The following is a 26,218-nucleotide window of genomic DNA, read 5'->3' on the forward strand; positions in this document are numbered from 1 at the left end:
ATCGCAGAAGTTTGCAGGCGTCGTTGACGAAATGGAAACAATAAGCCCCTAGAAGGCCGCAAAAATTGCAAACTCCCGCCTGCCCTGTTTGCTCAACTTCGCCGGGCGCAGCACGCCTGCGCTTTGTGGTTCAGCATGTTGGGGACTTCCCTTTGCTTCGGTTCGCGATTGTCACTCTTGCTCCAGCAATCTGTCTGATTGTGGCCGCCCTATCGGGTGGGATTTGGCCGTGGATTGCAGTGATTTACCTCACGGGCTTCATTTTTGTGATGGACCGACTGTTGCCAACCGACTCAGGCAACGTTGATCCCGGCTCAGAATTTCCTGCGACCGATCCCCTGTTGATCGCTCTTGCAACTCTGCATGTTGTGATCGCGATGCTGTGCATTGTCACCGTTGCCCCCTCGCCTGCCCTGTCTTTTGGTCAAAAGGCGCTTGTCGCTATTGGCGCGGGCTTGTTCTTTGGCCAAATCTCGCATCCGGCAGCGCATGAACTGATCCATCGCAAAAAGCGATGGCTGCACAATCTTGGCCGCGTGATCTACACGTCGCTGTTGGTCGGCCACCATGCCAGCGCGCATTTGCGGGTCCATCATGTGCATGTCGGGCGCGAAGATGATCCCAATAGCCCCCGCCCCGGAGAAGGATTTTATCGCTATGTTTTGCGTGCAAGCCAGCAGTCTTTTCTGGCGGGGTTAAGCGCCGAAACGCGCCTGCGCGGTGGGCGTGTAACTGTCTCACATCCTTACGTGCTTTATATAGGTGGCGGCCTTGGCCTTGCTGTGCTTTCAGCATGGATTGCTGGTGCGCCGGGCCTGTTAATGCTGCTGTTTCTCAGCCTCTATGCACAGCTTCAAATCCTGATGTCTGACTATGTGCAGCACTATGGGCTGCAACGGCAACTTCTCCCCGATGGTGCGCCCGAACCAGTGGGACCACAGCATTCCTGGAACGCGCCACACTGGTTTTCGGCCTCTCTGATGCTCAACGCGCCACGGCACTCCGACCACCATGTCAGTCCCGCACGCCCTTATCCCGCGTTGCAACTTGATCCCAAAATGATGCCCATGCTGCCCTATCCGGTGCCGCTGATGGCCGGGCTGGCGCTGTTTCCGCCACGCTGGCGCAAAATCATGGACCCCCGTTGTGGCCAATGGCGAGCAAGGCCTTGGACCACGCGTCCTGATGTGACGGCGGCGGATATTTCGCCTGAGGTGCTGGCTGCCGCGAAATCCGGTGGCATCCCGGGCACGCCTCTGCCAAACTCAGATCATGAAGTGGATGTGGATACTCCTATTCGCCAGCCTGCCAATGCAGGCGGCAAGCCAAAGCGCAATGAGCGCGGCGGAGTTTGACGCCTATACGCGCGGCAAGACCTTTACTTTTGGCAGCCAGGGCGCGCCTTACGGAGCTGAGGAATATCTCGACAACCGCCGGGTGCGCTGGTCCTTTCTGGATGGGCGCTGTCAGGACGGTGAATGGTACGAAGAGGCCGGTCAGATTTGCTTTGTCTACGAGCACAAGCGCGATGAGCCGCAATGCTGGCGGTTTGAGAAAGGCGCGGGTGGGATGCGGGCGCTCTTTGAGAATGTGCCGGGTCAAACCGAGCTTTACGAGATGGCGCAAAGCGATGAGCCACTGATGTGCCTTGGCCCCGAGATTGGGGTCTGAGAAGGCGTTTTCTTGCAAGAAAACGGGCTGGAAAATACGTATTTTCCAAATCGGAATTTTCGAAAATTCCGTGCCCCCAAAGCTCTAAAACAAATTGCCTTGTTCCGGTGGTGGCGTCTTTGGTTTTGACGGTTTTTTCGCGGCACTCGCAGGCGGCTTGTCATCCAAAGCCAGTTTCCCATCGGCGAATTCAATCTCCAGTGCCTTGGCCTGAACTGCCGCATCTTTGGTGGTGACCACCTCGCCATCGCCGCGCACCACCGCATAACCGCGTTTCAGTGTGGCCTTGTAGCCCAGCGTTTCCCGCAGCCTGTCTTGTGCTGACAGCGCCTCGCGCCAATCGCGCAACTGTCGTGTGCCCGCATCTGACAAGCGTGAAGACAGACGGTCAAAATCACGCTGCCGCTGGGTGATGTCACGACGCAGGGCATTGGTGTTGAGCCGTGCTGCGAGAGAAGTCAGCGAAGATCGGCGGTTTTGCACCCTCTCGCGCAGCAACCCGGGGCGCAAGGCACCCGCCTTTTCCGAAAGAGCCACGCGGCGCATCTGAATCGTGCCGCGCAGCGCGTTGGGCAGCTTTTCTGACAGCGCATCCAGCCGCTGGCGCGGGCCTTCCACCAGCGCATCGGCGCGCGGCAAGGCGCGGCTGAGGTCGGTCAAGCGTTGCCGCCGCGCCGTGACCTGCCCCGACAGGGCCTGCAACAACCGCCCGCCTTGCGCGTCCAGCCAGCCCAGAAGGTCCAGCCGGACCGGCACGGCCAGTTCGGCCGCAGCGGTGGGGGTCGGCGCGCGGTGATCTGAGGCGTAGTCGATGAGCGTGGTGTCGGTTTCATGACCCACGGCAGAGATCAGGGGGATGTCCGAGGCCGCCGCCGCGCGGACCACGCTTTCCTCGTTGAAACCCCAAAGATCCTCGATGCTTCCCCCGCCGCGCGCCACGATGATGAGGTCCGGCCGCGGCAGCGCACCGCCGGGGGTCATCGCGTTGAACCCTTCGATGGCCCGGGTCACTTCGGGCGCACATTTCTCGCCCTGCACGGCCACCGGCCAGATCAGCACCTTGCGCGGAAAACGATCCCTCAACCGATGCAAAATGTCGCGAATAACTGCACCCGAGGGCGAGGTCACAACACCGATAACCTCAGGCAGGTAAGGCAAAGGCTTCTTGCGCTCAGGCGCGAAAAGGCCCTCGCCCGCCAACATCGCCCGGCGCTTTTCCAGCATGGCCATGAGCGCGCCGACGCCCGCGGGTTTGATGTCTTCGATCACGATCTGGTAGCGCGACTGGCCCGGGAAAGTGGTAAGCCGACCTGTGGCGACGACCTCCATGCCTTCTTCGGGCTGCACAGTCAGTCGGCCCGCCACGCCCTTCCAGATCACGCCGGCCAGAACCGCGCGATCATCCTTGAGGTCAAGATACAGGTGCCCTGAGCGCGGGCGGCTGACCCGGCCGACTTCCCCCTTCACGCGGACATGAGAGAATTCGCCTTCAATCACGCGTTTGATCACGCCAGAAAGGTCAGACACCGAGAATTCCGGTGCGTTCTCGCCGGGGGATGGGTCGTCAATCAGGTCGGACATGGAGGATGCCTTGTGTTGCGCTCAAGGCCACCTTAGAACGCAGCCCACAGAAGGTGAAGCGGGGGAAGCCATGAACATTCTCATTCTCGGTGGTGGCGGTCGTGAACATGCGCTGGCCTGGGCCGTGATGCAGAACCCCAAATGCGACAAGCTGATCGTGGCGCCGGGGAATGCCGGGATCGCGCAGATCGCTGAATGCGCAAAATTGGACATTGAGAGTGGCGCGGCTGTCGTGAGTTTTTGCGAAGCGGAGGCGATTGAGTTTGTCGTCGTGGGACCAGAAGCGCCATTGGCCGCAGGCGTCGGGGATCGGCTGCGCGAGGCTGGTTTATTGGTTTTTGGCCCGTCCAAAGCTGCGGCACAGCTGGAGGCGTCCAAGAGTTTCACCAAAGAGATTTGTGATGCTGCGAAAGCGCCGACGGCGGCTTATGGGCATTTCGCGGATGCCGCAGCGGCCAAGGCTTACGTCAGCGCACAGGGCGCGCCGATTGTGGTCAAGGCTGACGGGTTGGCTGCGGGCAAGGGCGTGATCATCGCTGAAACCGTGGCCGAGGCTCACACAGCGATTGATGACATGTTCGGCGGGGCCTTTGGCGGGGCCGGTGCCGAGGTCGTGATCGAAGAATTCATGGACGGCGAAGAGGCATCCTTCTTTGTGCTTTGCGATGGCGAGGACGCGCTTTCGATTGGCACCGCGCAGGACCATAAACGTGTGGGCGACGGCGACACAGGGCCGAACACCGGGGGCATGGGGGCCTACTCTCCTGCCCCTGTTTTGACAGATGCTGTGGCTGAAAAAGCGCTGGATGAGATCGTGCGCCCAACCCTGCGCGTTATGGCCGAACGCGGCATGCCTTATCAGGGGGTGCTTTATGCCGGGCTGATGATCAAGGATGGCCTGCCACGGTTGGTGGAATACAACGTGCGGTTTGGCGACCCGGAATGTCAGGTCCTGATGATGCGGCTGGGCGCGCAGGCGCTTGACCTGATGCAGGCGGCGGCGGAAGGGCGATTGTCGCAGGTGAAGGCAAACTGGGCCGATGATCACGCGCTCACCGTGGTGATGGCGGCCAAGGGGTATCCGGGCGCTTATGAGAAAGGCAGCGCGATACGAGGACTGACAACGTGCAACGAAGACAGTTTCCACATGGTGTTTCATGCGGGAACCAGTGAGGCAGAAGGGCAGATCGTGGCCACTGGCGGGCGAGTTCTGAACGTCACCGCACGCGGCAGTTCCTTGCGCGAGGCGGCGGACCGGGCCTACGGGATGGTAGACCAGATCGACTGGCCCGAGGGGTTTTGTCGGCGCGATATCGGATGGCGGGCGCTTTAAGCCCAAAAGCTTTTTGAAAGCTTTTGGCCAAGTCTTTTCAGAAAAGACTTTGGAACGGGCTCAGCCCCTCGCGCTGTACTCTCTTGCGAGGGGTCAACCCCTCGCGCTCCCCGGGATATTTCAGGCAAGAAGAAAGATCAGGGACAAGTGAGAGCTTTGTTGAGGCTGTCGGGGCCTAATAAGCGCCGATGTCTTGTGTTTCCAAACGGCCGTCGCTCAGCGTCACGGCTATAATGCGAGACCAGTTCGCATCGGCAAGGATCATTTCCGGCGTTTCGCAACTACGGATACCGCCGGGGATGAAATCCCAGCCGATTTTGTGATTGGTCAGGCCCGGCCGCGTGGCAATCTCAGTGAGGGCGCCGTTTTTGAAACGCCAGATGCGCAGGGTTTTCGCGAGGTGAGGTCGGTCGATGTAAGCCACCTCCATGTGGCCATCGCCATCCAGATCCGCGGCGCCAAGTGGCGCCAGCCAGCGAAAGCGCGTGCCGATATAAGGCGTCGCGGCGATCAGACCGCCGCCGTTGTAGAGGGCAAGCCTTGCACCTTTGGCCTTATGGCTTTCGACCACCATGGCCTCGCGCTTGCCGTCCTGATCAATGTCCACCAGCCGCGGTTTGATATCTTCAAAAACGCGGTCTTGGGGGAGCCGGATCGTGTATTTGGCGTGGCCAGGAATATATTTCAGAACCAGTGCGCCGAATTCAATTTCATCGCCCAGAACTGCATGAGGATAACGCGCCGTGGGCTCGGCGAACTTGGCCCATTCCAGCGGTTCGAATTCCCAGGGTTCAGCCGTCCAGCCACTGTTGGCCAGCACACAAAGCGCAGCCGCGACAAATGCGACCGCGCGGCGCATCAAATTTGCTTTTCAGGCATCTGGACCACGAGACCATCAAGGGCGTCAGTGACCTTGAGCTGGCAGGTCAGGCGTGATCTTTCAACGTCGGGTTCATAGGCAAAGTCGAGCATGTCTTCTTCCATGTCTTCCTTTGCGGGCAGTTTCCCGATCCAAGCCGGGTCGACATAGACATGGCAGGTCGAACAGGCACAGGCGCCGCCGCAATCGGCCTCGATGCCGGGAATGTTGTTGTCGCGCGCGCCTTCCATCACGGTCAGGCCGTTGGCCACCTCAACTTCATGCTTGGTGCCATTGTGTTCGATATAGGTGATCTTTGCCATGCCGGGCTTCCTTCACATCTGTTATTAGGGCTAAGTAGCGTCGCTGCAGCGCGCCTGCCAGTCCCAATTGCGACAGGATGTAAAAAGAGTTGCGACAAAACGCACATGTTCTATATTTGTTCTTATGCATCTAACCCCTGCCCCACCGCCCAATACCTGGCCGCGCCCGCCTGCAGCGCTTGTGGCGGCGCGTTTGGCCGAGCCGGCCAATGGCGCACGGGTCTGTGTGGCGGGGCTTGTGATCCTGCGCCAGCGACCGGGCACCGCCAAAGGCGTGATCTTTCTGACGCTTGAAGATGAAACCGGTGTGGTGAATGTGGTGGTCTGGCGCGCGCTTTATGAGCGCTTTCGCCGGGCGGTGATTGCAGGACGTTTGTTGCGTGTCACCGGGCGGGTACAGCGGCAATCCGGTGTGGTACATGTGCTGGCCGAAGAGATCGAAGATATCTCGCCTCTGCTTGACACGCTCTTGGACACCGAGAGTGATCTTTCCCCGCGCGCTAAAACCGGGTAAGATGCCTACAACAAACGCCTAAAAAGGCTCGAGCAGATGTCTAAATCCTTTCTTCTTGCTGTCATGGCAAGCCTTGTGCTTGCAGGATGCGATGAAACTGTGGCTGGCGTTGGGGAACCTGAGCTGGTGCAGCGGCTTGAAACCGCGCCCCCGGAGCGCGCCCCGGAAGTTGCTGGGGAAAATCCATCAAGCCGGCTGTGATTGAGACCGTGACACAGCAAATTCTGCTGCAACCGGCGGAAATTCTGGATGATGGCACGGTTGCGCGTCCTGCCATTTACAAAACCGAGACGCGACAGCAGATTGTACAAGAGCGCAAAGAGACCTGGTTTGAGACCCCCTGTGCTTCTGATCTGACACCCGAATTCACGGCATCTGTCCAGCGCGCGCTCAAAGCACGTGGGGTTTACCGCGGGCCAATCACATCCGTAATGGACGCCCGAACGCGCGCGGCGGTGCGCGCGTATCAAAAACCGCAGGGTCTTGAGTCCGGCATTCTTTCGCTTGCCGCCGCGCGTCAATTGGGTCTTGTCGCGGTCGAGGACAGTGACACAAGCTAAAGCGTTTCGCGAAACTCTGTGACTCAGGTTTGTCGCAAAAGCTTTAGACCAAGGCCACCACGGTCCCGTTAACGGCTGGTTTACTACATTTCATCAGTATGGCCGCGCGAGGTGTCTATGATCCATGCGCGTGCGCTGCTGTTAATTCTTTTGCTGATAACACCCGGTGTTCTTTGGGCGGGGGCCTGGCCGCGTGCGACAGGAGAAACTTTTCTAAGCTTTTCGATTGAGACCAATCCTGCTGTGCCCGAAGACAGCCCTGCTTCGCTATTTATCGAACATGGCTTAAACCACAACCTGACCGTCGGCTTTGATGGCGGTGGCAGGCAAACCGACCTGACCAAAGCGATTGCATTCCTGCGTTGGCCTCTGAAAACCAACGCGAAAACTGCGGTCACCGCGATCGAAATAGGTGCAGGATTTGCCGATGGCAACCTTGCACTCCGGCCCGCCCTGTCCTGGGGGCGAGGGTTGAGCTTTGGAGAACGCTCCGGTTGGATCGCGGTCGACATGCGAGGCTTGATTTACGAACAGGCGACCGGGCTGCTGGAGACCGATTTCACCTTTGGTTTGAAACCAGGCCGCCGCAGCACCCTGATCCTGCAGCTGCAAAGCGGAGTGCCCAGCGATTCTGAACCTTACGCCCGTATCGCACCCTCTTTTGTTTACGAAACAAAGCCCGGCCACCACCTAGAACTTGGGACCACAGCCGGGCTTTTGAACAGCGATGATTTCAGGATCAAGCTTGGGCTCTGGCTTCGGTTTTAGGCCATGTGTCAGATTGGATCATCAATCCGTACCCGCATCAGGACCGTACCCATTACCGCCTTTTCCCATCGCAGGTTGATCTGATCGTTCCCGGCCCCTTGTGCCGTTTCGCAATAAGGCTGCCCGTAGTAGATCGCGTTCACCGTATCGCGCACCGCCCCTTCCGGGGTCACAGATTCGACCGTTTGCGCCCAGGCTTCAAAGGGCAGATTGGGATGTGGTTCTACCACCCAGGTGGCCTGCACGCTGGCCTCTGTGTGGCGCAGAACAAGCGGGTTTTCCACATGATTGTTCACATTGAAGAAGCCATTGTCTTCAAAATGAATATTGCGGAATTTGTCAAAGTTCAGTGGCGCGAAGCTTGTATCGACCCCCTCGAACCGATCAATCACACCGTCCACAAGCCGCACGGTGTTGCCCGTCACCGTAAGACCGTTGATGAAATGCCCCGGCCCGTAGGGTTTGACGATCAGAAAGTTGAACGATGGCGCGCTGCTTTGGCTCAAGAACACATTGCCGGTGATCGACAGGGCGCTGAAGGAAAACTCAGAGCTGAAATCTGGTGTGGCGTCATATTCGTTGCCCCATTCGATGGAACAGCTGTCGATATAGTTGCCCGTGATCGAGCCGCGATTATTGGTGCGTGCAAGGACGATACCCGCGCTGCGTGGGCCGGGGTCGGCGCTGTCACCCTGGAAAATATGATTGCCGATGATGATGCTCGATGAGCCTGCCAGAACTGCGAAATGCAGGAAATGCGACGCGCGGCAATGGCGGATTTTCACGTCATTGGCGTTGCAATTGAGCGCAATCGCCTGCCGCTCGGTGACAAGCTTTGAGCTTTCGTTGGTGGAGAAATTGCACCGATCAACCAATAGACCTTGATCGCCCTCCCCATGGCTGGTGATGCCGCGATTGAGCGGGTTGGTGAAAAAGCAATCGCGGAAGTGGTTCGCCGTTCCGGCTGGCGGCAGAAGGATACCACTGCAATCGTCCCCGCACTGGAATTCAATATTCGAGACAGACATCTTAGATATCTGATCAAAGCCGCTGAAATCCCACATGTATTTGAAGCGCCGGAAGGTGAATGTCTGTGTGCCTTCGGCATCATAAAGCGGCTCGCTCAGTGTCAGTGTCTGCGCCCCGACATTCTTGTCACGGACATAAACCTCGCGTCCTACACCATTGCCTTCGACCAGGGATCCCACGAGAATGTTGGCCACGTTCGCGACACCAGAGAGTGTCTTGGAATTCCCCGCCGAATACGTCGCCAGTGAGGTGACGACCTCCGTATCCCAATTGGCACCAGGGAAGACAGAAAACTGACCATTCTTGATCACGTGGCGTGATGCGTAGAAGGTTTTGTTCGAGACCGCTGCCTGCATATCCACCGGCGCGCGTAGCGCCACCTTGCGCCCCTTGAGGTCAAGCTCAACATGGCCCGGATTGTTCAAAAGCGCTTGATAGGCTTTCTTGAACGCAAGCTCGGTGTCTCCGCCAAAGGCATCCACGTAGCTTGGAAAATCGAAGTTCTTGGTCAGAGACAGGATTTTGTCATCTGCCATAGTGACCTGACCTTCAAAGCGCACAGGGCTTTGAAATGTGACGCTGTCCCCCAACAGATATGTGCCTGACGGGATCAAAACCTCACGCCCTGCCGCCACCGCATCTGCCGCTTCAAACGCAGGTTGGTCATCGGTGCTGCCATCCCCAACAGCGCCAAAATCGCGTACATCAACACGGGATTGAATATCGCGCAGGAAAACGTTGGAAATGTCCACGATTTCAATGTCATCAACGCGCACGACACCACCATTGCCCCCGGTGAGATCCAACCCGAAATGGCCATAAAGCGGTTCAGTGCCCCAGGGCATGTCCACGCCACCCCGCGCACCGCTGCCGACAATGGCTGAGAGCTCGACCACCTCACCATAGCTGGTCAGCGCGACGGAGGATCCGGTTTCGGTTAACCCGGCCACATGCGCGCCGCCCGGACCACCCGCCCAACCGGCCACGCGGACATTTGGAAGATTGCCGGAGATCGCCTTGATCCTCACTTTGATCTGAAGATACACGCCAGGCAGCAAAGGCGTTTCTCCCATGTAACGCAGTTTTTGCACTGCATCGGTTTTCTGAAGCTCCAGCGCCCCTGCAAAATCCTGATCTGCGGGAACAAAAGCCGCATTGGCCGCGTTGTCATATGTGGCCGAGCCAGGCGTGCCATCCTCGCTTGACCACATATCCAGCCCGTTCGCAAAGGCAGGCGGCTGAAAGACAATACCGTCAGTGATGGCTTTGTTCATGAGTTCCCCTTTCTGGACCCGAAGCACATGTGCCGACCGGGTGTCACAAGATTTACCAATCCTTGGCGCAGGGGTTTAGACCCGCGCCGTTCAGGCAAGAGGAAGTAGAAGCTTGGGATTAATGAGGTCTCACAGCACCGTCACGGTGCGGTGTCTTGTGCTCGCACTATGCAACACCACCTTGGACAAGGCGATCAGCCAACCGGGCATAGGCTTCAGCCACCGCCCCCTCGCCCAGAGCCACAGGCTGGCCCGCGTCGCCGCTCAACCGTGTCTCAAGATCGATCGGCAAAGCCGCGAGCAGCGGCACGCCAAGGCGTTCGGCTTCATCAGCAACACCGCCATGACCAAAGATTTCAGTTTCTTCGCCGCAATGAGGACAATGAAACAACGACATGTTTTCGATCAGCCCGAGGATTGGCGTCTTCAGCGTCTGGAACATATCTATGGCCTTGCGTGCGTCGAGTAAGGCCACGTCTTGCGGCGTAGACACCACAATCGCTCCGGTGGGTGCAGCACGTTGACATAAAGTGACCTGCACATCGCCGGTTCCAGGCGGCAAATCGACGATCAGAACATCCAAATCGCCCCAGTCCACCTGACTCATCATCTGTTGCAAGGCCCCCATCAGCATCGGACCACGCCAAATCACCGCCTTGTCCGCCTCCATCATCGACCCGATGGACATCATTTTCACGCCATGCGCCTGCAACGGCGTGATCACCTTGCCATCAGGGCTGGCCGCGCGTGCATTCACTCCCATCATACGAGGCTGGCTTGGGCCATGGATGTCAGCGTCAAGCAGACCCACCTTTTGACCCGCCTTTGCCAGGGCCACAGCCAGGTTAGAGGACACGGTGGATTTGCCCACGCCGCCCTTCCCGCTTGCGATGGCGAGAATGGACCGTACGCTCGCCGGGCGGATTGACCGATCTCCACCCTTGGGATGCCCGCCAATCTTGAGCTGCGGTGCCGGCGCTTCGGCGCCCCCTTCATGCGCCGTGAGCGCCACCGTTGCTGCGTCCACGCCATCCACGGCCAGCACCGCACGTTCCGCTGCGGCACGCAAAGGCTCCATATGCTGTGCGACCTGTGCCGATGGGGCCTCAATCACAAAACGCAAATGGCCTGCATCGATTCGCATTGCACGCACCATGTCACGGCTGATCAACGTGCCCCCATCGGGCAACTCCAACTGTTCCAGCTGGGCACGCACCTGTTTCAGCACATCTGACATGTTCAAACTCCGCCTCATTTCTTGGCATATAGTGATAGTTTATTCTCACGCGGCAAGATTGGTTTCCTCAATGGCATCAATTTCACCACATTGCCTAAAATTAAATCATTGTTTTCATGCATTTTCTGCATAGCTGCATTGCAGCAAAAAACTATTGTGCAGTCGCAGCATTACACTATCTTGATAGTCAAGCGAGCAGTCAAACACAGGCTGCACTCTTGGGAATTCGGGCGCCTACTCCTCCTCCCTGGCGTCTGGATTAACGTCACATCCTGGCTCAACAGGATGACGTTTGAGACGAAACGGCCTTCGGGCCGGAAAAGACACAACGGCTCCTCTCCTCCTCCCTGGAGTCGGACGTGAAGAAACGGCGGCGTCGCTCCTCCTCCCAGACGCCGCCGTTTTTTATTGAGATATCGAAAACTGTACCCTGCACAGGATCAATGCAGGACGCGTGCCTGCCGACCTCGTCGCACCATTGGAGCCATAGGCACGTCCCGCGCTTCACGCAGAACCTCAACAAAGGCACGTGCGGCCGCGCTTGTTGGGTTTTGCACAGATGGATCTCGCAAAGCAGCGCCGACAACTTTGGGCGTTACATCACCGGGATGCGCAAAAACCCATTCCAAAAATCCAAGGCGCGCCATAGCCGCGGCTTCTGAGCCTGTGGCGTCGCAGCGTTCTAACCCGTCTACAATCCGGTTCACTGTCATATTTGATACTCCTCCGGCCACACCCCGGGCCGAAATTGGGGCGGAGAATAGTGCACGCAGCGATATGAGCCCCTGTCTCATCCGCCCGCACCGCCCTCCGCGGTTTGACGTTGAACAAGGCTGGTTTCCGGACTTGGCGGGTTGCGGATGCGACGCCTTCCCGAGGTGGTCTTCCCCAGTGGCCTGATGCCTCATCCCCCATCCTTACCGTTGCGGGGGCAGTGCCGGATTTGCACCGGCTTCCCAATTCTCCACGTAAAACGCGGCACCTTGAGACCTCCAGTGTGTCGCCTGACCTTCAAGAGCACAAGCCCCGAAACCGCCTCGGCATGCGACAAAGACGACCCAAAGAAAAACGCCGGTTAAAAAAACCGGCGTCCGTCTCAATTTATTGCAGCTTGGCTTATTCCGCCGCGAGTTGCGCCATCACCTCGTCCGAGGCCTCAAAATTGGTGGTGACGGTCTGCACATCATCATCATCTTCCAGCGCATCAATCAGCTTCATCAGCTTTTGCATGGCCTCCAGATCAAGCTCCGTCGTCGTCGTGGGTCGCCAGACCAGCTTGGTCTCCTCACTCTCTCCCAATTCCGCCTCCAAGGCGTTTGAGACATCATTCAAATCCGTGTCCGCGCACCAGATGATATGGCCATCCTCACCGCTTTCCACATCTTCTGCACCGGCTTCAATCGCGGCCATCATCACCGTATCGGCATCACCCGCCTCTGCCGGATAGCTCACTGCTCCCTTGCGCTCAAACATAAAGCCAACGGAGCCAGTTTCGCCGAGGTTTCCGCCATGCTTGGTAAAGGTCGACCGCACCGTGCTAGCGGTGCGATTGCGGTTGTCTGTCATCGCCTCAACGATCACCGCAACACCATTGGGGCCATAGCCCTCGTAACGGATTTCTTCGTAATCCTCGCCCTCACCTGCAACAGATTTCTTGATCGCGCGATCAATATTGTCATTGGGCATCGACTGGCTCTTGGCCTGCTTCACTGCAAGACGCAGACGCGGGTTCTTTTCCGGATCCGGATCACCCATCTTGGCCGCGATGGTAATCTCTTTCGACAGCTTAGAGAAAAGCTTGGCGCGGATTTTGTCCTGACGCCCTTTGCGGTGTTGAATATTCGCCCATTTTGAATGGCCGGCCATGGTGGACCTCCACTGATGTTCCTGCTTTGCGCTTTCTATAAGTCACTGACCGCTCAGCGGCAATGCTTGGCCACTTCGCGCTCTCGCAGGCCTGTTTCAACCAAAAGACACCGATCCCGCGCCTCGTAATAATACCCGCGCGCATACCACTGCACGGCTGTCTGCTCACTCCCGTCCGAGACAAGCCACGCCCCTCGCAGATATTTAACTGACCATTTCAGATTGGTCTCTGCATCCAACAGATCACTCGGCTCCCCCCGAAACCCCATACCACGCGCCGTCGCAGGCAGGATTTGCATCATGCCCCAGTAGGGCCCATTGCGCGCTCTGGGGCGGTAGTCGCTCTCTCGCTGTACCACCCGGTGCACAAGCGACCGCGGCACTTCATAAAAATCAGCATACTCATTGATCAATGCCCGTATTTCAGGCGTCTCGTTTGGATAAAGCGGCGGCTCCGGTGGAGTTGCAGGTTCGCTTTCCCGCGCCCCACACGCCGCCACGACCAGAACCATGCCGCACAAAGCCCAAGTCTTCACTGTTCCCAAAATACTCATCTCCCACAGCTCTCCTCAAAGCGGCCAGATAAACGGAATAAGCACGCTCGCCAACACTCCAATGCTCAGGTTAAGCGGAATACCGACCTTCATAAAGTCTGTGAACTTATACCCGCCGGGACCATAAACCAGCGTGTTGGTCTGATAGCCGATGGGCGTGGCAAAACTGGCCGAGGCCGCGACCATAACCGCGATCACCAAAGGCCGCGCGTCCACACCAAGCGCTTCGGCCAGTCCGATGGCAATGGGCGTAACCACAACAGCCACAGCGTTGTTGCTGATCAGTTCGGTCAACACCGAGGTGATCAGGTAAATCGCCCAGATCACCAAAAACGCAGGCAACATGGATAACACAGGCGCAATCGCCTCGACAATCAGCGCGACAGCACCTGACGCCTCCAGGGCTGCCCCCACCGCCAGCATGGAAAAGATCAGCGCCAGAAGACGTCCATCAACAAAGGAAAACGCTTCATCTGCATCAATGCAACGCGCCAGCAGCACCACGGCCAAGGCTACAACTGTGAGGGCGAGAATGGGCGCAACCCCCAAAGCGGCGAGGATCACGATGCCCGCCAAGGCGGCCAGAGCGATTGGCGCATGGCCCCGTCTGTAGGCCCGCGCCGAGGGTTGGCTGACATCCACCAAATCCATCTCGTTGGCCAATCGTTTGATATCCTCCGGCGCCCCTTCGAGCAAAAGCGTATCGCCCACACGCACGATCAACTCATCAAGCTGCATCCCGATGTTTTGGTTCCGCCGGTGCACAGCCAAGGGATAAACCCCAAACCGCCGCCGCAGACGCAAAGACCCAAGGCTGCGTCCAACCATCTTGCACCCGGGCGTGATCAACACCTCAACCGTGCTCGTTTCCACCGCAGAAACCTGATCGACGCGCTTGAGTTCCTTGTTGCGTTGCAGGCTCAGAAGTTCGGTCATCTGCGTCCGCAGCACCACGCGGTCGCCCACCTGCAACTCAACGCCCTTCAAATTGCGCCGCAATGACAGGTCCCCCCGGATCACGTCAATCAGTCTCACACCATCGCGTTTGAAAAGTAGAACACCAGTCACTTCGCGGCCAATCAGGTTGCTCTCAGGCGGGATCACCGCCTCAGTGAAAAACTTCATCTTCGAGCGATCCGAGAGCATATCCGCCATGCTTTCCCGGTCAGGCAACAGCCGCGGTGCAATGAAATAAAGATACACCGCGCCCCAAGCGACCAGGCACACGGCCAGGGGCGTGACCTCAAAGATCGTGAAGGGTTCCATCCCCTGCGCGCGCGCCACGCCATCGACCAGCAGGTTGGTCGATGTCCCAATCAGCGTCAGGGTGCCCCCCAAAATGGCAGCATAACTCAACGGGATCAGCATCTTGGAGGCTGTGACACCGAGTGATCGCGCCAGCTGCACGAAAATCGGGATCATGACCACGACAACAGGGGTGTTGTTCATAAAGGCCGAGCCAAACACCACAAAGAGCATCAGCATTCCGATGGCCAGTTTCGGGTTCACTTTGGCCTGTTTGTCCGCGACAGAGGTGAACGCATCAAGCGCACCGGTACGTACCAAGGCGCCCATGATGATGAACATGCCCGCAATGGTCCATGGAGCCGGGTTAGCCAAAACGTTCAACGCGGCCTCATAAGGCAGTACACCCGTTGCCAGCAGTAAAGCCGCGCCTCCTAGAGCCACCACTTCAGTTGGGTAAACCTCTCGAATAAAAAGGAAAAACATCAAAGCCACAACGCTCAGCGCAATGATGGCCTGAGTGGTCTGGCTGAGATCAAGCGTTGCAATCACGTGCGAACGGCTCCTTTGAACTAGGTTTGATCTTCTTCGATCACACGGCCCGGCACAAGCACTCGAGCGGCACGTGGCTGGACCAGGAACATGCCCAGGAGCATGACGCCCAGCGCGAGCCAGACCCACACCGAATAGCTCTCGCTCAGGATGGCCATGGACCACAGAACGCCCATGGCCGTGACCACATAGCTGGTTTGCGCCGCAAAAACGGACCCCGCACGCCCGACCATCCAGACATAGCAGGCATAGACAAGCGCGTGCAGCGCGGCTGCGGCGATGAGCGCGATCTCAGGTTTTCCAAACGTTATCAGCGGGTTGATCCATTGCCCCGACACCAAAGCCATGGGAAAGGTCAGCGCCATGCCGATAAGTGACGCCCCAAAGATGACCTGCATCGGGTCCAGCCCCTGCGTGCCCCATTTGGCCACCAGGTTGCCTTCGGTCGCATAGAGCATTGGTGCGCATAGCGCCAAAAGCACAAACCCCGCACTTGCGCTGGCCGGAAGGCTGGCCTCCGGCCCGACCAATAGGATGATTCCAGCGAGGCCAAACCCCAATCCAAGCAATCGTTGTGGTTCAAACTTTTCGTTGCCCAGCGCGATTGCAATGGGTAGTGAAAACATGGCCACCGTTGCCGTGACAATCGACATCACGCCCCCCGGAAGCTGTGCTGCGGCGAGGTAGAAGAAGATGTCTGGCAACACAGCTCCGCAAAGGGCGACCATGACGAAAAGACGAAGATATTGACGCTTCATTTGCAGCTTGCGCCCCCGCACCAAAGTCACGCTGCCAAGCATCAGAACAACCACCACCAGCTGCCAGAAAATCAAACCAAAAGGTTGGTGCCCTGTGCTGACGGCAATCTTAGTGAGCGGAATGGTCAGCCCCCACCCCGCGCCCATGGCGAAGAGCACCGCATAGAGCCAGACGGTGTGTTTCATGGTCCCGACTGAGGCAATCGCCCGCCATGTCGGACCATCTCGACGCGCGTGGCTTTGCCCGTGGCGTCATCGGTCTCCACGTAAAGACCGCACAGCGTCACCTCGCCCATCGCTGGCTTGAACCGCTCCTTGCCCATGCCGGTCACAAAGCGGCGCATGGGTTCGGCCTTTTCCATGCCAATCACACTGAGGTAATCACCGCACATGCCTGCATCACTTTGAAAGGCCGTGCCGCCTGGCAAGATTTGCGCGTCGCCCGTGGGCACGTGTGTGTGACTGCCCACCACAATGCTGGCGCGACCGTCGCAGTAATGCCCCATGCCCATCTTCTCGCTGGTGGCTTCACAGTGAATGTCTATGAGGCTGGCCTGCACCGCCCCCGGAACATGCGCTTTCATCACCGTGTCCACGGCACTGAACGGATCGGCAAAGGCGCGCTTCATGAACACCTGTCCAAGCACTTGGGCCACAAGGATTTTTCGCCCTCGCAAGTCTGAAAATACCCGATGCCCCCGTCCCGGCGCATCCTTGGCAAAATTGAGCGGTCGGATGATGCGTGGTTCGCCCTCAATAAACTGCAGCATATCCTTCTGGTCAAAGGCATGATCGCCCAGTGTCAGGCAATCCACACCAGCATCCAGCAGCGCCTTGGCATGTGCCCCGCTGAGGCCGATACCGCCCGTGGCGTTCTCACCATTGACCACCACAAAATCGAGTTTCCAATCGCTGCGCAACTGCGGCAGCCGGTCTGCCACAGCCTGCCGCCCGGCGCGGCCCACAATGTCACCAAGATACAGAATTCTCATTCAGCGGTGGTAGAGCGGAGGGCGAAAAAGGGCAAGAGCGGGTTTAATGCAGAGCCCATCTTCAGGATTTGGCTCCAATAGATTAACGTCTCTGTTTTCAGGGATTTGGACGTCAGTATCACGTCGGTATTGCGTCGGTATTCCGTCGGTGCGCCTCATGTGAGCAAAAAATCGTGGTCGATGGGTTAACGTAGGGTCCAAAACACTGGGTGCGTTTTGTGATCAAGAGTTGGAGAACGTCTGCTGTGCGGGACAAAGCGGGCTTTGGATGTCAGTGCTTGTTTTGATGGGAAGGAGTAGAAATCTTCCCGTGATTTGAGCCGAAGACTGTGGTGAGCGGCTAAGACTAATTGGCAAGAAACTCGGTTAGTGTTTCGGTGAATGATGTCCAAACCTTGTTTCCTGGATAAGGTAGGAGATTAGATGTTTCCAAGATTACCAATTCTGCATTTGGAATGCCCGCGGCCAGTTTTTGCGCTTGGCTAAGCGGGTGAACGGAATCGCCTCGAGCATGTATTATCAAAGTCGGGCAGCGAACCTGCGACAACAGGTTTGCGACTGAGGCCTTGTTCGTTGCATCCCTGTCTCCCAGCATGATTTCTGGCGGACAAGCAGCTTGCATGTGGCGTACAAGACTGTGGACTTCCTCGGACGGACCTTCGGGATAATATGACGTTATGAATGCCTTAGCGAATGCGTTGTCTTCTTGCTGCCACCCTTCGGCAATTAGCATCTTGAGAGGATCTTCTGCCTCAGGCTTGCCGCGAACCAGGCGCCCGTCGGCGTATCCACCAATAATAGCCAAGCGTTGCAGTCTTTCGGGGTAAAGCACTGCAAATTGGATGGCGGCCAAAGCGCCGCCTGTCATCGAAAACGCAGAGAATTTATCGAAACCCGCCGCGTCTGCAACCGCGGCAGCATCAGCAGCCTGTGCCGCAAAGTCATATCGCGGTTCGGCACGTTCGGATTGACCCGCGCCAACATGATCAAATCTCAAGAGTTGAAACGCCTTTGAAAGCATATCCACATAGGCGCGCTCTGGTGGGTTCTTCCATTCGATCTCTAGGTCCGTCGTCAGTGGAGCCGGAAACCGAAGAAGTGGCGGACCTGCGCCAGTGAGAGCGTAAGCCAGCCTATGCCCATCTGCATTCTGTGCAAAGCGTATGCGCTGCACGGAAGTGCTCTTTATGGATTCTCCTAATACCAGATTGCTCATCTGCGAAACCTGAGCCGCAAAAGTCAGCCCATGACCGTGAACAGTCTTGATGTAGCGCTGTTGTTTGCCGTCGTCGCCAAGCGCAGCTCGAGCAAGGCTTATCCGGCTGGCAATTGCCGCATCAGAAATGAAGCGGCCACCCCAAATCTTCTCGACCAATTCGTCTTTTGAGATGACCCTGTCATGGTTTTCGACAAGCAAATTGATCAGGGCAAATACCTGCGGTTCCAAAGAAATGGTGACGTTATTGCGCCTTAAAGTGCGCTTTGCAGTGTTGAGTTCAAATTCGTCGAACGAGAATGTCATGCCGAAATGTAGCAATAAATCAGGTAATCTCCACGTAATCTAAAGATATTCTAAAGGTCTTCGCAAAGTTTCTTTTGAAGCCTTCAACTAAACACCCGTCATTAGCAGGGTCGACTGAGTGAACGGTGATTACTCCGGCCTTGCTTGGCCGACGACACAAATTGGAGCTGATATCTCTGTCGCAATTGGAAAACGGCGACGCAGTGCAGACACTCATCTACGGAGAACATTATGAGCAAAAGTTTTTTTCAACCAAAGCAAGTGGCACAAATCCTGAAGCTTCGGAGTACTTCGAGGCAGCCCTGCGTGCCTTTAACATCTATCGAGGGGATCCAGTAGCGCTCGTCGATCAAGCGATAGATTCTGCGCCTGAGTTTGCGATGGCGCATATCCTCAAGGCCTATCTTTTTGGCCTGGCGACGGAACCAGAGGCCGCCGCTGAAGCAAAGACCATTCTGGAAACAGCAAAACCCTTGCGAAGACCGAACAAGAGATTTCTCACCTGGCGGCTCTGGAGGCTCTTCTCAACAACAACTGGACAGCGGCAGCGGTGCGGCTCGACCGCCACAACATCGAGTTCCCACATGACATATTGGGTCTTCAAGCTGGTCATCTGATGGATTTCTACCGAGCGAACGCACGCAATCTGCGTGACCGCTTGGCACGCGTCCTGCCAAAATGGTCGGAAGATCAACCAGGCTACTCTATTGTTTTGGGCATGTACGCCTTCGGTTTGGAAGAAGCCGGGGACTACTCCCGGGGCGAAGCTGTTGGCAAGGAAGCGATTGAACGCGACCCACTCGATTGCTGGGCGCACCACGCTGTCGCGCATGTTCTTGAAATGCAAGGCCGCGCCGAGGAAGGCATTCAATGGATGTCTTCGCGCGAGCCGCATTGGTCCGGCGATGACAACTTCTTTAAGGTTCACAATTGGTGGCACAACGCACTCTACCATCTCGAAGGTGGCAAGCCCGACGCAGTTATCCAGCTTTACGATGCGCGCGTGCGCGGCGAAGAAAGTCAAGTTGCCCTGGATTTGGTGGATGCCTCGGCTTTGCTTTGGCGGTTGCATATGGAAGGGCACGATGTCGGCGACCGATGGGCCGAAGTTGCGCGTTGTTGGGATGCACATGCGGATGGGCGGCTCTATCCTTTCAATGACTGGCATGCAGCGATGGCATATCTGGGTGCAGGTCGCGAAAGCGAGGTTGAGCGGATATTGCAACAGTACCGCACTGTCGACGATTCCGGTGGCGAGACTGCCAGTTGGGCGCAAGTCACTGGCATGCCGTTGATCCAGGGCTTCCGTGCCTTTTGGGAAGGACGCTACGACCAAGCTGTTGATATTCTTCACCCGGCCAGGTTTGTCGCAAACTCTTTCGGGGGAAGCCACGCTCAACGCGACGTCATTGATTGGACATTGACTGAAGCAGCGGTGCGCTCAGGCAAAAGTGGTGCTGCCGAGGCGCTGACCGCCGAAAGGCTGGCCGTGAAACCGCATAGTCCAATCAACAAGAGCTTTCTGAGGCGTGCAAAATCTTCTCGCAAAGCCTTGGAGGCTATTGAGTTAATAGCGTCGTAAAAAACAATCTTTGACGCTCGTCATCTTACCCGTCCCAGTCGGTCGAGTAAGAAGATGAGCCCATTTCCAAGAGCCTTTAACGCCAAAGCCAAAATGGCGCAGTGCCCGGCGTTGCTCGAAGGTGAGCTCACTGCAGACCTCGGAGGCATCGTAGCAATACCGTGATATGGTGCTTCGTCAACGTCGGGTTTGGCCCGGTCGCCTCCATGAGCGCTTGCACACTTCGACACGCCAGTACGCACAGATTGTGCGCGAGTGGGTCACATCGATCGGTTTAGGGGCGAGCGCATATGGCACGCATTCAATGAGGCGGACAAAGGTGACCGAGATCTACAAGAAGATAGGCAACTTGCGGGCGATTTAACTTCTGCTTGGACACACAAAGATGGACAGCACAGTCCGGTACCTGGGAGTCGAGCTTGAGGACGCGTAGGCAAACGCAGAGGCCATTGAAATCTAGCAAATTCGGGTCGCTCTCAGGGGCGGCCCATAGAGACGTTGGGCGGTATCCAACGGCGCTGCGGACGCAGCCCGCTTTCCAGACATTCGCTGCAAGCGCGAGCTTTGAGGTGGGTCGAGCTCAGTAGATTGTGAGCTCTCGACCATCGCTGTGTTTGCGCCAAATGCTGCTCATCTGGTTGCAAAAAGCTCATTGATCAAGCGCAGTAGGGATTTGAAAGTGCTTTTCGGTAATGCAAGCTAGTTTTACTGGCATTCGTTTTCTCTGTAGACAGCGCTCTTTGGCTGCGGGTCAACTGCAACAAAGCGGCCAACTATATATTTCCCAAGTTTTGCTCTGATCCGGACACAATGATCCTCTGGAACAACGGTTTTGAACTTAGAATTGACATGAAGCGGTGCAAATTATCGATGACTTGAGCAGTGGTGCTGGCGTGCATGCCAATCCGCGAAGCAGGCGACAAACCGGAAAGTGTTGGGCAAAGATCAGATGATTACAGTCACGAACTTCAGCAAGCAGTACAAAGGCTTCACGGCCGTCAAGAACCTCAGTTTTTCAGTCGAACCCGGTCAAATCCTTGGATTGCTCGGGCCGAATGGGGCGGGCAAAACAACGACCTTGCGGACCTTGTGCGGGATTATCCCACCCAGCGCAGGCAGCCTCTTGGTTGCTGGCCATGACGTTGTCCAGGCGCCCATAGAAGCCAAAAAGAATCTCGGCTATATTCCTGACGATCCACGGCTCTTTGACACCATGACGGTTTGGGAACACCTGGCTTTCACCGCGGCGGCTTACAAACTCGCAGACTTCGAAAAGGATGCCGAAGCGCTCCTTGCGTCATTCGAACTCACACACAAGCGCGATACGCTTGTCCATAACTTGTCGCGCGGTATGCGGCAAAAGGTGGCGATCGCCTGTGCCTTTCTGCACGACCCAAAGGTGATCCTGTTCGATGAGCCTCTAACGGGGCTAGACCCCCAAGGTATCCGGGGGATTCAGCAAGCAATCCGCGACCGCGCGCAGGCTGGCGCGGCCATCATCATCAGCTCGCATCTTTTGAGCCTGTTCGAGAATTTGTGTACGCACATCATGGTGTTAAACCTTGGCGAATGCCGCCGTTTTGGCACGATGGAAGACTTGCTGAGCGAGGTTGGCCATACGGACAGTACGTCAGCCCTTGAAGAAGTGTATTTCTCAATCACGCAAGCCGCAGACCCGAGCTCAGAGACGGCAGAGGTCTAAAAGATGAATCCTGCTCTGTCCCAACTTCTCATGATGCGACTGCGTGGCGGTCTGCGCCAACGCTTGCTTCAATTGGCCAGCTTGCGCGGCCTGCTGTTCTCTCTTGCTTTTGGCGGGATCATTTGGTTCCTGGTCGCTTCAAACAATTCCCCGGACACGAGCTTGTTCGGATCAGCGGCTCTGGACCGGCAAGCATTGAGCGAGCAGATCCTCACTTTTATGCCGCTCAGCATGCTCGGGCTGTCGCTGCTCACCGTATTGATGACGACCGGCCCTACGTTTCATTTTTCGCCGAATGAGATCAATTTTCTCTTTACTGGGCCATTCCGCCGGCGAGATTTGATCCTCTATAAGTTTGGCGCCTATGTCGCTGGCGTCGCCTTGACGAGCGCGTTCATCACGCTCATTGCGCCGCCGCAAACAGGATCGGCCCTGTCTGTCTTTATCGCCTCGCTCCTGACGCTTGTGTTCGTTCAGCTGAACAGCGCTGTCATCGGCATGACCGGGCAGGCGCTGGAAGGCAGTAGGTTCGCAAGGATACGATGGCCCGCTATTGTGGTGCTTTGCGCACTTGCCGCAGCAACCGTGCTTTACGCATGGGTCACGTCCGACCGTGGCATTATCGACCTTCTGTCCGAGTTTCGATACTCATGGATCGGGACCATCATCTTGATCCCCTACATCGTGTTTGCCGAACTTTTCGTGGCGCCATCGTTTTCACATCTGGCCTTTTGGGCTCTTGTCGCGGTCGTCATCAATGCCGCATTATTGCACGCGGTCATAGTTCTCGATGCCCGCACGACCGACCGCTCCCTGATTGAAAACGCCCGTCTCAGCAGCCGATGGGAGCGCATCAAACAGGGTGGATCGTTCTTTGCTACTCAGCGGACCGAAGTGCGCTCGATCCGTCGAGCACCAAGTGCAGGCGGCTTGGGGCCCATTGCCTGGCGACAGGCCCTCAACGCATTGCGGAATTCATTCAAACTTATCATCATATTTGCTGGTCTCGCCGCCTGTATTGCGCCGATTTCCTCAGCGCTCGGTGCGCCGGTCACGGAAGCACATACTTTGATGATTATTTATGTCTTCATCGCATTCATCCTACCTCGCAATCTGGTCTGCGACTTTCGCGGTGACCTGAGCCGGATGGAAATCTACAAAACACTGCCCATCGCACCGTGGCGCATTTGCGCAGGCCAACTCGTGGTTCAGGTGCTTCTGGCCTATGCCATTGCTTTGACAATCATAACAAGCGCCCTTGTCTTTGAGGATATTGTTACGACAGACATTGCACTGGTCTTAGCCGCTTTTGCGCTTCCGTTGACGTTGCTCATCTATGCAGTCGAGAACACGGTACATCTACTGTTTCCAACAAAGCTCGTTGCGATGGGGCGGGCTGATTTCGAGTTTCTTGGTCGCTCAATTGTCGAGTTTATCGCGAAAACGTTGTTTGTTTTCGCTGCTATGGCGGCATCGGGTGCCGTGGGGCTGGTCACATTCAAAACAATGGGAACCACTTTGGTCCTGTCTGGCCTGGCGAGTTGGCTAACACTGACGCTGATCGGACTGATGACATTGGTCGCACTGCAATATGCCTTCCGGCGCTTCGCGGTTGCAGAAACCATCGACTAAGGCAACGAATGAGAAACTCCAACTTAGACGATAAGGCGGATCTATGAGGTCTATCCTATCCATCCGAATTGGGGGCTTTGACCTGAAATCTGGAAGCATGGAACAGAGACACTGAAAGAGGCTCTATTGAGCATTGCGGCCCATTTTGGTTCCGTTCATGCACAACACCAGATTTGTGATTGCAGCGAAAATGGGCAATGCCAATGCCTCCGGTACAGCGTTGCATTCCTCGCCCCACAAGAAGCTCGCAATATCGCAAGCACGGCCCTTGCCCGATAAAAAAAGGGCATCTGCGACGGCATCTGGATTTTTTGAATTTAGTTGAGCTACGGTTTAGTGACTGGTCGCGCATTGGTGCTTTTGCGAAAGAGCTTGGTTGCTCAGAGAAAAGCCTAAGTCGTTCTACGAAAGCAATTTCGCGTCAGACACCACATCAGGTTCTGACCACGCGGATCATACTGGAAGCCAAGAGGCAATTGGCGAATTCCGACAGCAGGGTTTCGACCATCGGATCTGATCTCGGGTTCAGTGAAGCGACAAATTTCACGAAGTACTTCTATCGTGAGGTCGGGCTGACACCACTGGCATTCAGGCGTCAGTGTCTCAGCCAGATCAGGACCGTTTGAACACGGCCGGCCGATTGCTGCCTTTCAACATGCCGTTCGGATGCTACGGTGCAGTACGTGAAAGCAGTCTTTCACCGCGAGCCATGAGTTGTTTTCTTCAGTCGCAGCCAAACAACGATAAGATAGTGCCGAATTTGCTTCAGAGTTTTGACGATATGTTCCTGACCAGCAGGGCAAAAATCGGTGAAGTTGGTTTCTTGATATCAATTCGAGCTAAATCTGTTCTTAAGCACAACGCATAGTCATGGACTGATTGCTAGGATCAGAGAACAGCCGCGTTCTGAACGCGTCTTCCGCAAGGTCCAACCCTCAGAACAGGCTTCTCAATTTCTCCGTGTAATACTGAAGGGCGTCCTGCATCGCTTTCTGAGCGGCCCCACCATCTTTTGCTTTGAATGCCTCTATCATCGCGTCGATCTCTGCGATCAGAGCGGTCGCCAGCTGCGCATGTGCATCCTTTTCAGGGATAGTATGCCAAACCCGAACAGAGACGTTGAACAAGAGGTCCGACATCTCGAAGAGGGTCTTGTTACTCGCGGCGGCTCCCAAAACGGCCCGGTATTCACGCGAAATCGCATTGAGGTCATCCTGGGTTCCGGCTTCGACAAAGCCCTCGCATTTGTGCTTGATCTCCTCCAGCGCGTCGATCATCTCAGGCGTCGCACGGACCGCTGCGCGTCGGCCCAGCTCTCCTTCCAGAACCAACCGGACCTGATAGGCCTCTTTGACGGTGTTAAGCTCAGTGGGGGCCACCATTGCGCCTGCCCGCGGGATGATCGTAACGAGCTTCTCCCATTCGAGCCGCGCAAGGCTTTCGCGGATCGGTGTGCGGCTGACATTGAGCTCCTCGGCCAGCGCCAGCTCATTGATGAACTCGCCGGAGCCATACACCCCTGACAGGATGCGCTCCTTGATGATGGAATATGCTTCCTTGGCCATGCGGGTTCCTCAAAATGTCAGGACGGTCACGTATTTTAAGCGCCCCATTTTTGCAACCGAGAACCCGCCCTAGGGTATATCAAAGATATGATGCTTGGCATGCCTCACCAGAGCGGTTTTGCTCGCGGGATCGGGAATGAAGGGCCAAAGCGCACCGAGTTCACCAAGGGTAGACCAAACGTCTCGCAGTCCAGCCGATATATATCACCGTCTTCGACCACCTCACCTTGGGCCGTGCTCATCACCGCATTGCCGAAATAAAGCACGTGGATATCGCCAGGGATGTACCACTGGCTGTATTTGAAATAATGCGCCTCAATATTTGCGATAGAATGCAGCATGTTGGCCTCGCCAGTGCGGAACTTTGCCTGCCATTGCACTTCACCGTCGCGCTCAAGGGTGATCCGGGCCGGGATATCTTCGGGCAGGTCGCCCACCAGCAGCTCCGGCCCAAGCGACACCTCGCGCTTTTTGGATTGCGCCAGGTGATAGACGTTTCTGAAATACATCTCTTCATCGGAGAACTCATTGCCCAGCGTGTAACCAAGGCAATGACCCGTCCTGTCGGGGCCGATCAGGTAGATACCTGCGATCTCGGCCTCCTCGCCCGGCCCCACGCCATAAAAAGGATGCTCCACCGCGCTACCAGGTGGAACGAGGATGTAGCCATTGCCCTTGAAGAACCATTCAGGCTGCGCCCCCCATTCGCCCGGTGCAGGTTTTCCGCCACGCTGGCCCAGCATCAGGGTCTTGAAATGATCGGGCCAGGCGTCTTCATCGGGGCCGTGATCGGGCTCTGTGGCGACCCAGGCTTTGTGCGAAAGCCCTGAGCCACTGACCAGCAGATGCGCTGGGTCAGGATGGTCGATCGGTGTGAGCACCCGTCCCTCGTCCAGAGCAGCAACCAGATCAACCACCTCTTCTGTCGCGCAGGCAAGGGCCAGATCAGTCAGCTTGGTTTGTGTTTGCAACGCCTGCATCGCCAATTCGCGGATGCCCGCGACATCCGCCAGCTTACGGCTGGTGCCGGTGTCATCGGTGGCGCAGACGATCTTTTGACCCTGCGCGTTCAGAAGCTGTGAAAGTCTCATGGCTCTCT

General features: G+C 56.7%; 26 protein-coding genes, 1 pseudogene and 1 riboswitch. Of the genes and pseudogenes, 13 read left to right on the plus strand and 14 right to left on the minus strand.

The genetic code is table 11. From position 1 onward, the window contains the following. The first annotated feature begins 152 nt into the window (after positions 1 to 152). Together RZS32_RS00990 and RZS32_RS00995 are read left to right on the plus strand one after the other, a co-directional pair. Positions 153 to 1,355, plus strand: a complete 1,203-nt coding sequence (locus tag RZS32_RS00990; RefSeq protein ID WP_339106760.1) for an alkane 1-monooxygenase — start codon at positions 153 to 155, stop codon at positions 1,353 to 1,355. Further along, positions 1,336 to 1,671 (plus strand): hypothetical protein, encoded by a 336-nt coding sequence (locus RZS32_RS00995; RefSeq protein ID WP_317055180.1) that lies wholly within the window; start codon positions 1,336 to 1,338, stop codon positions 1,669 to 1,671. Before RZS32_RS00990 ends, RZS32_RS00995 begins: the two co-directional genes overlap by 20 nt. Before the next feature lie 84 nt (positions 1,672 to 1,755). Here RZS32_RS00995 and xseA read toward each other — a convergent pair whose 3' ends face one another. Then, complete coding sequence (gene xseA, locus RZS32_RS01000) at positions 1,756 to 3,252, minus strand: exodeoxyribonuclease VII large subunit (RefSeq protein ID WP_317055181.1); 1,497 nt, start codon at positions 3,250 to 3,252, stop codon at positions 1,756 to 1,758. A gap of 70 nt (positions 3,253 to 3,322) precedes the next feature. Between xseA and purD the strand changes: the two genes are divergently transcribed. Next, positions 3,323 to 4,585: a phosphoribosylamine--glycine ligase gene (gene purD, locus RZS32_RS01005; RefSeq protein WP_317055182.1), complete on the plus strand. Its 1,263-nt coding sequence runs from the start codon at positions 3,323 to 3,325 to the stop codon at positions 4,583 to 4,585. Positions 4,586 to 4,760: 175 nt separating this feature from the next. On the opposite strand, the gene RZS32_RS01010 is transcribed toward purD, so the two are convergent. Both RZS32_RS01010 and RZS32_RS01015 read right to left on the minus strand, forming a co-directional pair. Continuing rightward, positions 4,761 to 5,444, minus strand: coding sequence for an FG-GAP repeat domain-containing protein (locus RZS32_RS01010; RefSeq protein WP_317055183.1), 684 nt, complete (start codon positions 5,442 to 5,444; stop codon positions 4,761 to 4,763). Then, the gene (locus tag RZS32_RS01015) at positions 5,444 to 5,767 is read right to left on the minus strand and encodes a 2Fe-2S iron-sulfur cluster-binding protein (protein ID WP_317055184.1); all 324 of its coding nucleotides are present in this window, start codon (positions 5,765 to 5,767) and stop codon (positions 5,444 to 5,446) included. The genes RZS32_RS01010 and RZS32_RS01015 overlap by 1 nt, the downstream gene beginning before the upstream one ends. 124 nt (positions 5,768 to 5,891) lie before the next feature. Between RZS32_RS01015 and RZS32_RS01020 the strand changes: the two genes are divergently transcribed. From RZS32_RS01020 to RZS32_RS01035, 4 genes are all read left to right on the plus strand, one after another. Next, positions 5,892 to 6,281 carry an OB-fold nucleic acid binding domain-containing protein gene (locus RZS32_RS01020; protein ID WP_317055185.1) on the plus strand — a complete coding sequence of 130 codons (390 nt, stop codon included), beginning with the start codon at positions 5,892 to 5,894 and terminating at the stop codon, positions 6,279 to 6,281. A gap of 36 nt (positions 6,282 to 6,317) precedes the next feature. Then, the gene (locus RZS32_RS01025; protein ID WP_317055186.1) at positions 6,318 to 6,482 is read left to right on the plus strand and encodes a hypothetical protein; all 165 of its coding nucleotides are present in this window, start codon (positions 6,318 to 6,320) and stop codon (positions 6,480 to 6,482) included. Positions 6,483 to 6,490: 8 nt separating this feature from the next. Beyond that, on the plus strand, positions 6,491 to 6,841 hold the full coding sequence (locus tag RZS32_RS01030) for a peptidoglycan-binding domain-containing protein (protein ID WP_317055187.1): 351 nt from the start codon (positions 6,491 to 6,493) through the stop codon (positions 6,839 to 6,841). Between the two features lie 117 nt (positions 6,842 to 6,958). After that, the gene (locus tag RZS32_RS01035; RefSeq protein WP_317055188.1) at positions 6,959 to 7,609 is read left to right on the plus strand and encodes a hypothetical protein; all 651 of its coding nucleotides are present in this window, start codon (positions 6,959 to 6,961) and stop codon (positions 7,607 to 7,609) included. A gap of 8 nt (positions 7,610 to 7,617) precedes the next feature. Here the strand turns inward: RZS32_RS01035 and RZS32_RS01040 are convergent, their stop codons facing one another. From RZS32_RS01040 to RZS32_RS01080, 9 genes are all read right to left on the minus strand, one after another. Next, positions 7,618 to 9,912, minus strand: a complete 2,295-nt coding sequence (locus tag RZS32_RS01040; protein ID WP_317055189.1) for a glycosyl hydrolase family 28-related protein — start codon at positions 9,910 to 9,912, stop codon at positions 7,618 to 7,620. A gap of 166 nt (positions 9,913 to 10,078) precedes the next feature. Then, the gene (locus RZS32_RS01045; protein ID WP_339106761.1) at positions 10,079 to 11,149 is read right to left on the minus strand and encodes an Mrp/NBP35 family ATP-binding protein; all 1,071 of its coding nucleotides are present in this window, start codon (positions 11,147 to 11,149) and stop codon (positions 10,079 to 10,081) included. Positions 11,150 to 11,589: 440 nt separating this feature from the next. Continuing rightward, positions 11,590 to 11,862, minus strand: coding sequence for a hypothetical protein (locus RZS32_RS01050; RefSeq protein WP_317055190.1), 273 nt, complete (start codon positions 11,860 to 11,862; stop codon positions 11,590 to 11,592). A gap of 101 nt (positions 11,863 to 11,963) precedes the next feature. Further along, a riboswitch (cobalamin riboswitch) is annotated at positions 11,964 to 12,150 on the minus strand. Between the two features lie 115 nt (positions 12,151 to 12,265). Then, the gene (locus tag RZS32_RS01055) at positions 12,266 to 13,015 is read right to left on the minus strand and encodes a YebC/PmpR family DNA-binding transcriptional regulator (protein WP_317055191.1); all 750 of its coding nucleotides are present in this window, start codon (positions 13,013 to 13,015) and stop codon (positions 12,266 to 12,268) included. Between the two features lie 53 nt (positions 13,016 to 13,068). After that, positions 13,069 to 13,569 (minus strand): lytic transglycosylase domain-containing protein, encoded by a 501-nt coding sequence (locus RZS32_RS01060; RefSeq protein ID WP_317055192.1) that lies wholly within the window; start codon positions 13,567 to 13,569, stop codon positions 13,069 to 13,071. Between the two features lie 15 nt (positions 13,570 to 13,584). Beyond that, positions 13,585 to 15,300, minus strand: a complete 1,716-nt coding sequence (locus RZS32_RS01065) for an SLC13 family permease (RefSeq protein WP_422395949.1) — start codon at positions 15,298 to 15,300, stop codon at positions 13,585 to 13,587. Between the two features lie 86 nt (positions 15,301 to 15,386). After that, positions 15,387 to 16,310 carry a DMT family transporter gene (locus RZS32_RS01070; RefSeq protein WP_317055193.1) on the minus strand — a complete coding sequence of 308 codons (924 nt, stop codon included), beginning with the start codon at positions 16,308 to 16,310 and terminating at the stop codon, positions 15,387 to 15,389. Then, positions 16,307 to 17,116, minus strand: a complete 810-nt coding sequence (locus tag RZS32_RS01075) for a TIGR00282 family metallophosphoesterase (protein WP_339106762.1) — start codon at positions 17,114 to 17,116, stop codon at positions 16,307 to 16,309. Before RZS32_RS01075 ends, RZS32_RS01070 begins: the two co-directional genes overlap by 4 nt. A 346-nt stretch (positions 17,117 to 17,462) precedes the next feature. Further along, positions 17,463 to 18,638 (minus strand): winged helix-turn-helix domain-containing protein, encoded by a 1,176-nt coding sequence (locus RZS32_RS01080; RefSeq protein ID WP_317055194.1) that lies wholly within the window; start codon positions 18,636 to 18,638, stop codon positions 17,463 to 17,465. Positions 18,639 to 18,841: 203 nt separating this feature from the next. On the opposite strand from RZS32_RS01080, the gene RZS32_RS01085 reads away from it, so the two are divergent. The 6 genes and pseudogenes from RZS32_RS01085 (at position 18,842) to RZS32_RS18950 (ending at position 24,180) form a co-directional block, all read left to right on the plus strand. Next, a complete protein-coding gene (locus RZS32_RS01085; RefSeq protein WP_317055195.1) occupies positions 18,842 to 19,255 on the plus strand; it encodes a hypothetical protein in 414 nt (137 codons plus the stop codon). Continuing rightward, a complete protein-coding gene (locus RZS32_RS01090; RefSeq protein ID WP_317055196.1) occupies positions 19,255 to 20,220 on the plus strand; it encodes a tetratricopeptide repeat protein in 966 nt (321 codons plus the stop codon). The genes RZS32_RS01085 and RZS32_RS01090 overlap by 1 nt, the downstream gene beginning before the upstream one ends. A gap of 187 nt (positions 20,221 to 20,407) precedes the next feature. Next, positions 20,408 to 20,653, plus strand: a pseudogene (locus RZS32_RS01095) (tyrosine-type recombinase/integrase); the annotation flags it as partial. A 516-nt stretch (positions 20,654 to 21,169) separates the two neighbouring features. Then, a complete protein-coding gene (locus tag RZS32_RS01100; protein WP_317055197.1) occupies positions 21,170 to 21,922 on the plus strand; it encodes an ABC transporter ATP-binding protein in 753 nt (250 codons plus the stop codon). A 3-nt stretch (positions 21,923 to 21,925) separates the two neighbouring features. Beyond that, positions 21,926 to 23,554, plus strand: coding sequence for a putative ABC exporter domain-containing protein (locus RZS32_RS01105; protein WP_317055198.1), 1,629 nt, complete (start codon positions 21,926 to 21,928; stop codon positions 23,552 to 23,554). A 203-nt stretch (positions 23,555 to 23,757) separates the two neighbouring features. Next, positions 23,758 to 24,180, plus strand: a complete 423-nt coding sequence (locus RZS32_RS18950) for a helix-turn-helix domain-containing protein (RefSeq protein ID WP_422395929.1) — start codon at positions 23,758 to 23,760, stop codon at positions 24,178 to 24,180. 309 nt (positions 24,181 to 24,489) lie between these two features. On the opposite strand, the gene RZS32_RS01110 is transcribed toward RZS32_RS18950, so the two are convergent. Together RZS32_RS01110 and araD1 are read right to left on the minus strand one after the other, a co-directional pair. After that, positions 24,490 to 25,119 (minus strand): GntR family transcriptional regulator, encoded by a 630-nt coding sequence (locus RZS32_RS01110; RefSeq protein WP_317055199.1) that lies wholly within the window; start codon positions 25,117 to 25,119, stop codon positions 24,490 to 24,492. A 104-nt stretch (positions 25,120 to 25,223) separates the two neighbouring features. Further along, positions 25,224 to 26,210, minus strand: a complete 987-nt coding sequence (araD1, locus tag RZS32_RS01115) for an AraD1 family protein (protein ID WP_339106763.1) — start codon at positions 26,208 to 26,210, stop codon at positions 25,224 to 25,226. Positions 26,211 to 26,218: the final 8 nt, after the last annotated feature.

It is taken from the genome of Roseovarius sp. W115, from assembly GCF_032842945.2.
GTDB classification, from domain to species: domain Bacteria; phylum Pseudomonadota; class Alphaproteobacteria; order Rhodobacterales; family Rhodobacteraceae; genus Roseovarius; species Roseovarius rhodophyticola.

Bases quoted from the DNA above. Each gene is read 5' to 3' on its own strand.
- RZS32_RS01090 (WP_317055196.1), top strand. From the start codon at position 19,255: ATGGATTTCTACCGAGCGAACGCACGCAATCTGCGTGACCGCTTGGCA.
- RZS32_RS01080 (WP_317055194.1), bottom strand. From the start codon at position 18,638: ATGACATTCTCGTTCGACGAATTTGAACTCAACACTGCAAAGCGCACT.
- RZS32_RS01035 (WP_317055188.1), top strand. From the start codon at position 6,959: ATGATCCATGCGCGTGCGCTGCTGTTAATTCTTTTGCTGATAACACCC.
- araD1 (WP_339106763.1), bottom strand. From the start codon at position 26,210: ATGAGACTTTCACAGCTTCTGAACGCGCAGGGTCAAAAGATCGTCTGC.
- RZS32_RS01040 (WP_317055189.1), bottom strand. From the start codon at position 9,912: ATGAACAAAGCCATCACTGACGGTATTGTCTTTCAGCCGCCTGCCTTT.
- RZS32_RS01015 (WP_317055184.1), bottom strand. From the start codon at position 5,767: ATGGCAAAGATCACCTATATCGAACACAATGGCACCAAGCATGAAGTT.
- RZS32_RS01020 (WP_317055185.1), top strand. From the start codon at position 5,892: ATGCATCTAACCCCTGCCCCACCGCCCAATACCTGGCCGCGCCCGCCT.
- RZS32_RS01100 (WP_317055197.1), top strand. From the start codon at position 21,170: ATGATTACAGTCACGAACTTCAGCAAGCAGTACAAAGGCTTCACGGCC.
- RZS32_RS01070 (WP_317055193.1), bottom strand. From the start codon at position 16,310: ATGAAACACACCGTCTGGCTCTATGCGGTGCTCTTCGCCATGGGCGCG.
- RZS32_RS18950 (WP_422395929.1), top strand. From the start codon at position 23,758: ATGCCTCCGGTACAGCGTTGCATTCCTCGCCCCACAAGAAGCTCGCAA.
- RZS32_RS01010 (WP_317055183.1), bottom strand. From the start codon at position 5,444: ATGCGCCGCGCGGTCGCATTTGTCGCGGCTGCGCTTTGTGTGCTGGCC.
- RZS32_RS01065 (WP_422395949.1), bottom strand. From the start codon at position 15,300: ATGTTTTTCCTTTTTATTCGAGAGGTTTACCCAACTGAAGTGGTGGCT.
- RZS32_RS01060 (WP_317055192.1), bottom strand. From the start codon at position 13,569: ATGAGTATTTTGGGAACAGTGAAGACTTGGGCTTTGTGCGGCATGGTT.
- RZS32_RS01025 (WP_317055186.1), top strand. From the start codon at position 6,318: ATGTCTAAATCCTTTCTTCTTGCTGTCATGGCAAGCCTTGTGCTTGCA.
- RZS32_RS00995 (WP_317055180.1), top strand. From the start codon at position 1,336: ATGAGCGCGGCGGAGTTTGACGCCTATACGCGCGGCAAGACCTTTACT.
- RZS32_RS01110 (WP_317055199.1), bottom strand. From the start codon at position 25,119: ATGGCCAAGGAAGCATATTCCATCATCAAGGAGCGCATCCTGTCAGGG.
- purD (WP_317055182.1), top strand. From the start codon at position 3,323: ATGAACATTCTCATTCTCGGTGGTGGCGGTCGTGAACATGCGCTGGCC.
- RZS32_RS01050 (WP_317055190.1), bottom strand. From the start codon at position 11,862: ATGACAGTGAACCGGATTGTAGACGGGTTAGAACGCTGCGACGCCACA.
- RZS32_RS01045 (WP_339106761.1), bottom strand. From the start codon at position 11,149: ATGTCAGATGTGCTGAAACAGGTGCGTGCCCAGCTGGAACAGTTGGAG.
- RZS32_RS01105 (WP_317055198.1), top strand. From the start codon at position 21,926: ATGAATCCTGCTCTGTCCCAACTTCTCATGATGCGACTGCGTGGCGGT.
- RZS32_RS01055 (WP_317055191.1), bottom strand. From the start codon at position 13,015: ATGGCCGGCCATTCAAAATGGGCGAATATTCAACACCGCAAAGGGCGT.
- RZS32_RS01075 (WP_339106762.1), bottom strand. From the start codon at position 17,116: ATGAGAATTCTGTATCTTGGTGACATTGTGGGCCGCGCCGGGCGGCAG.
- xseA (WP_317055181.1), bottom strand. From the start codon at position 3,252: ATGTCCGACCTGATTGACGACCCATCCCCCGGCGAGAACGCACCGGAA.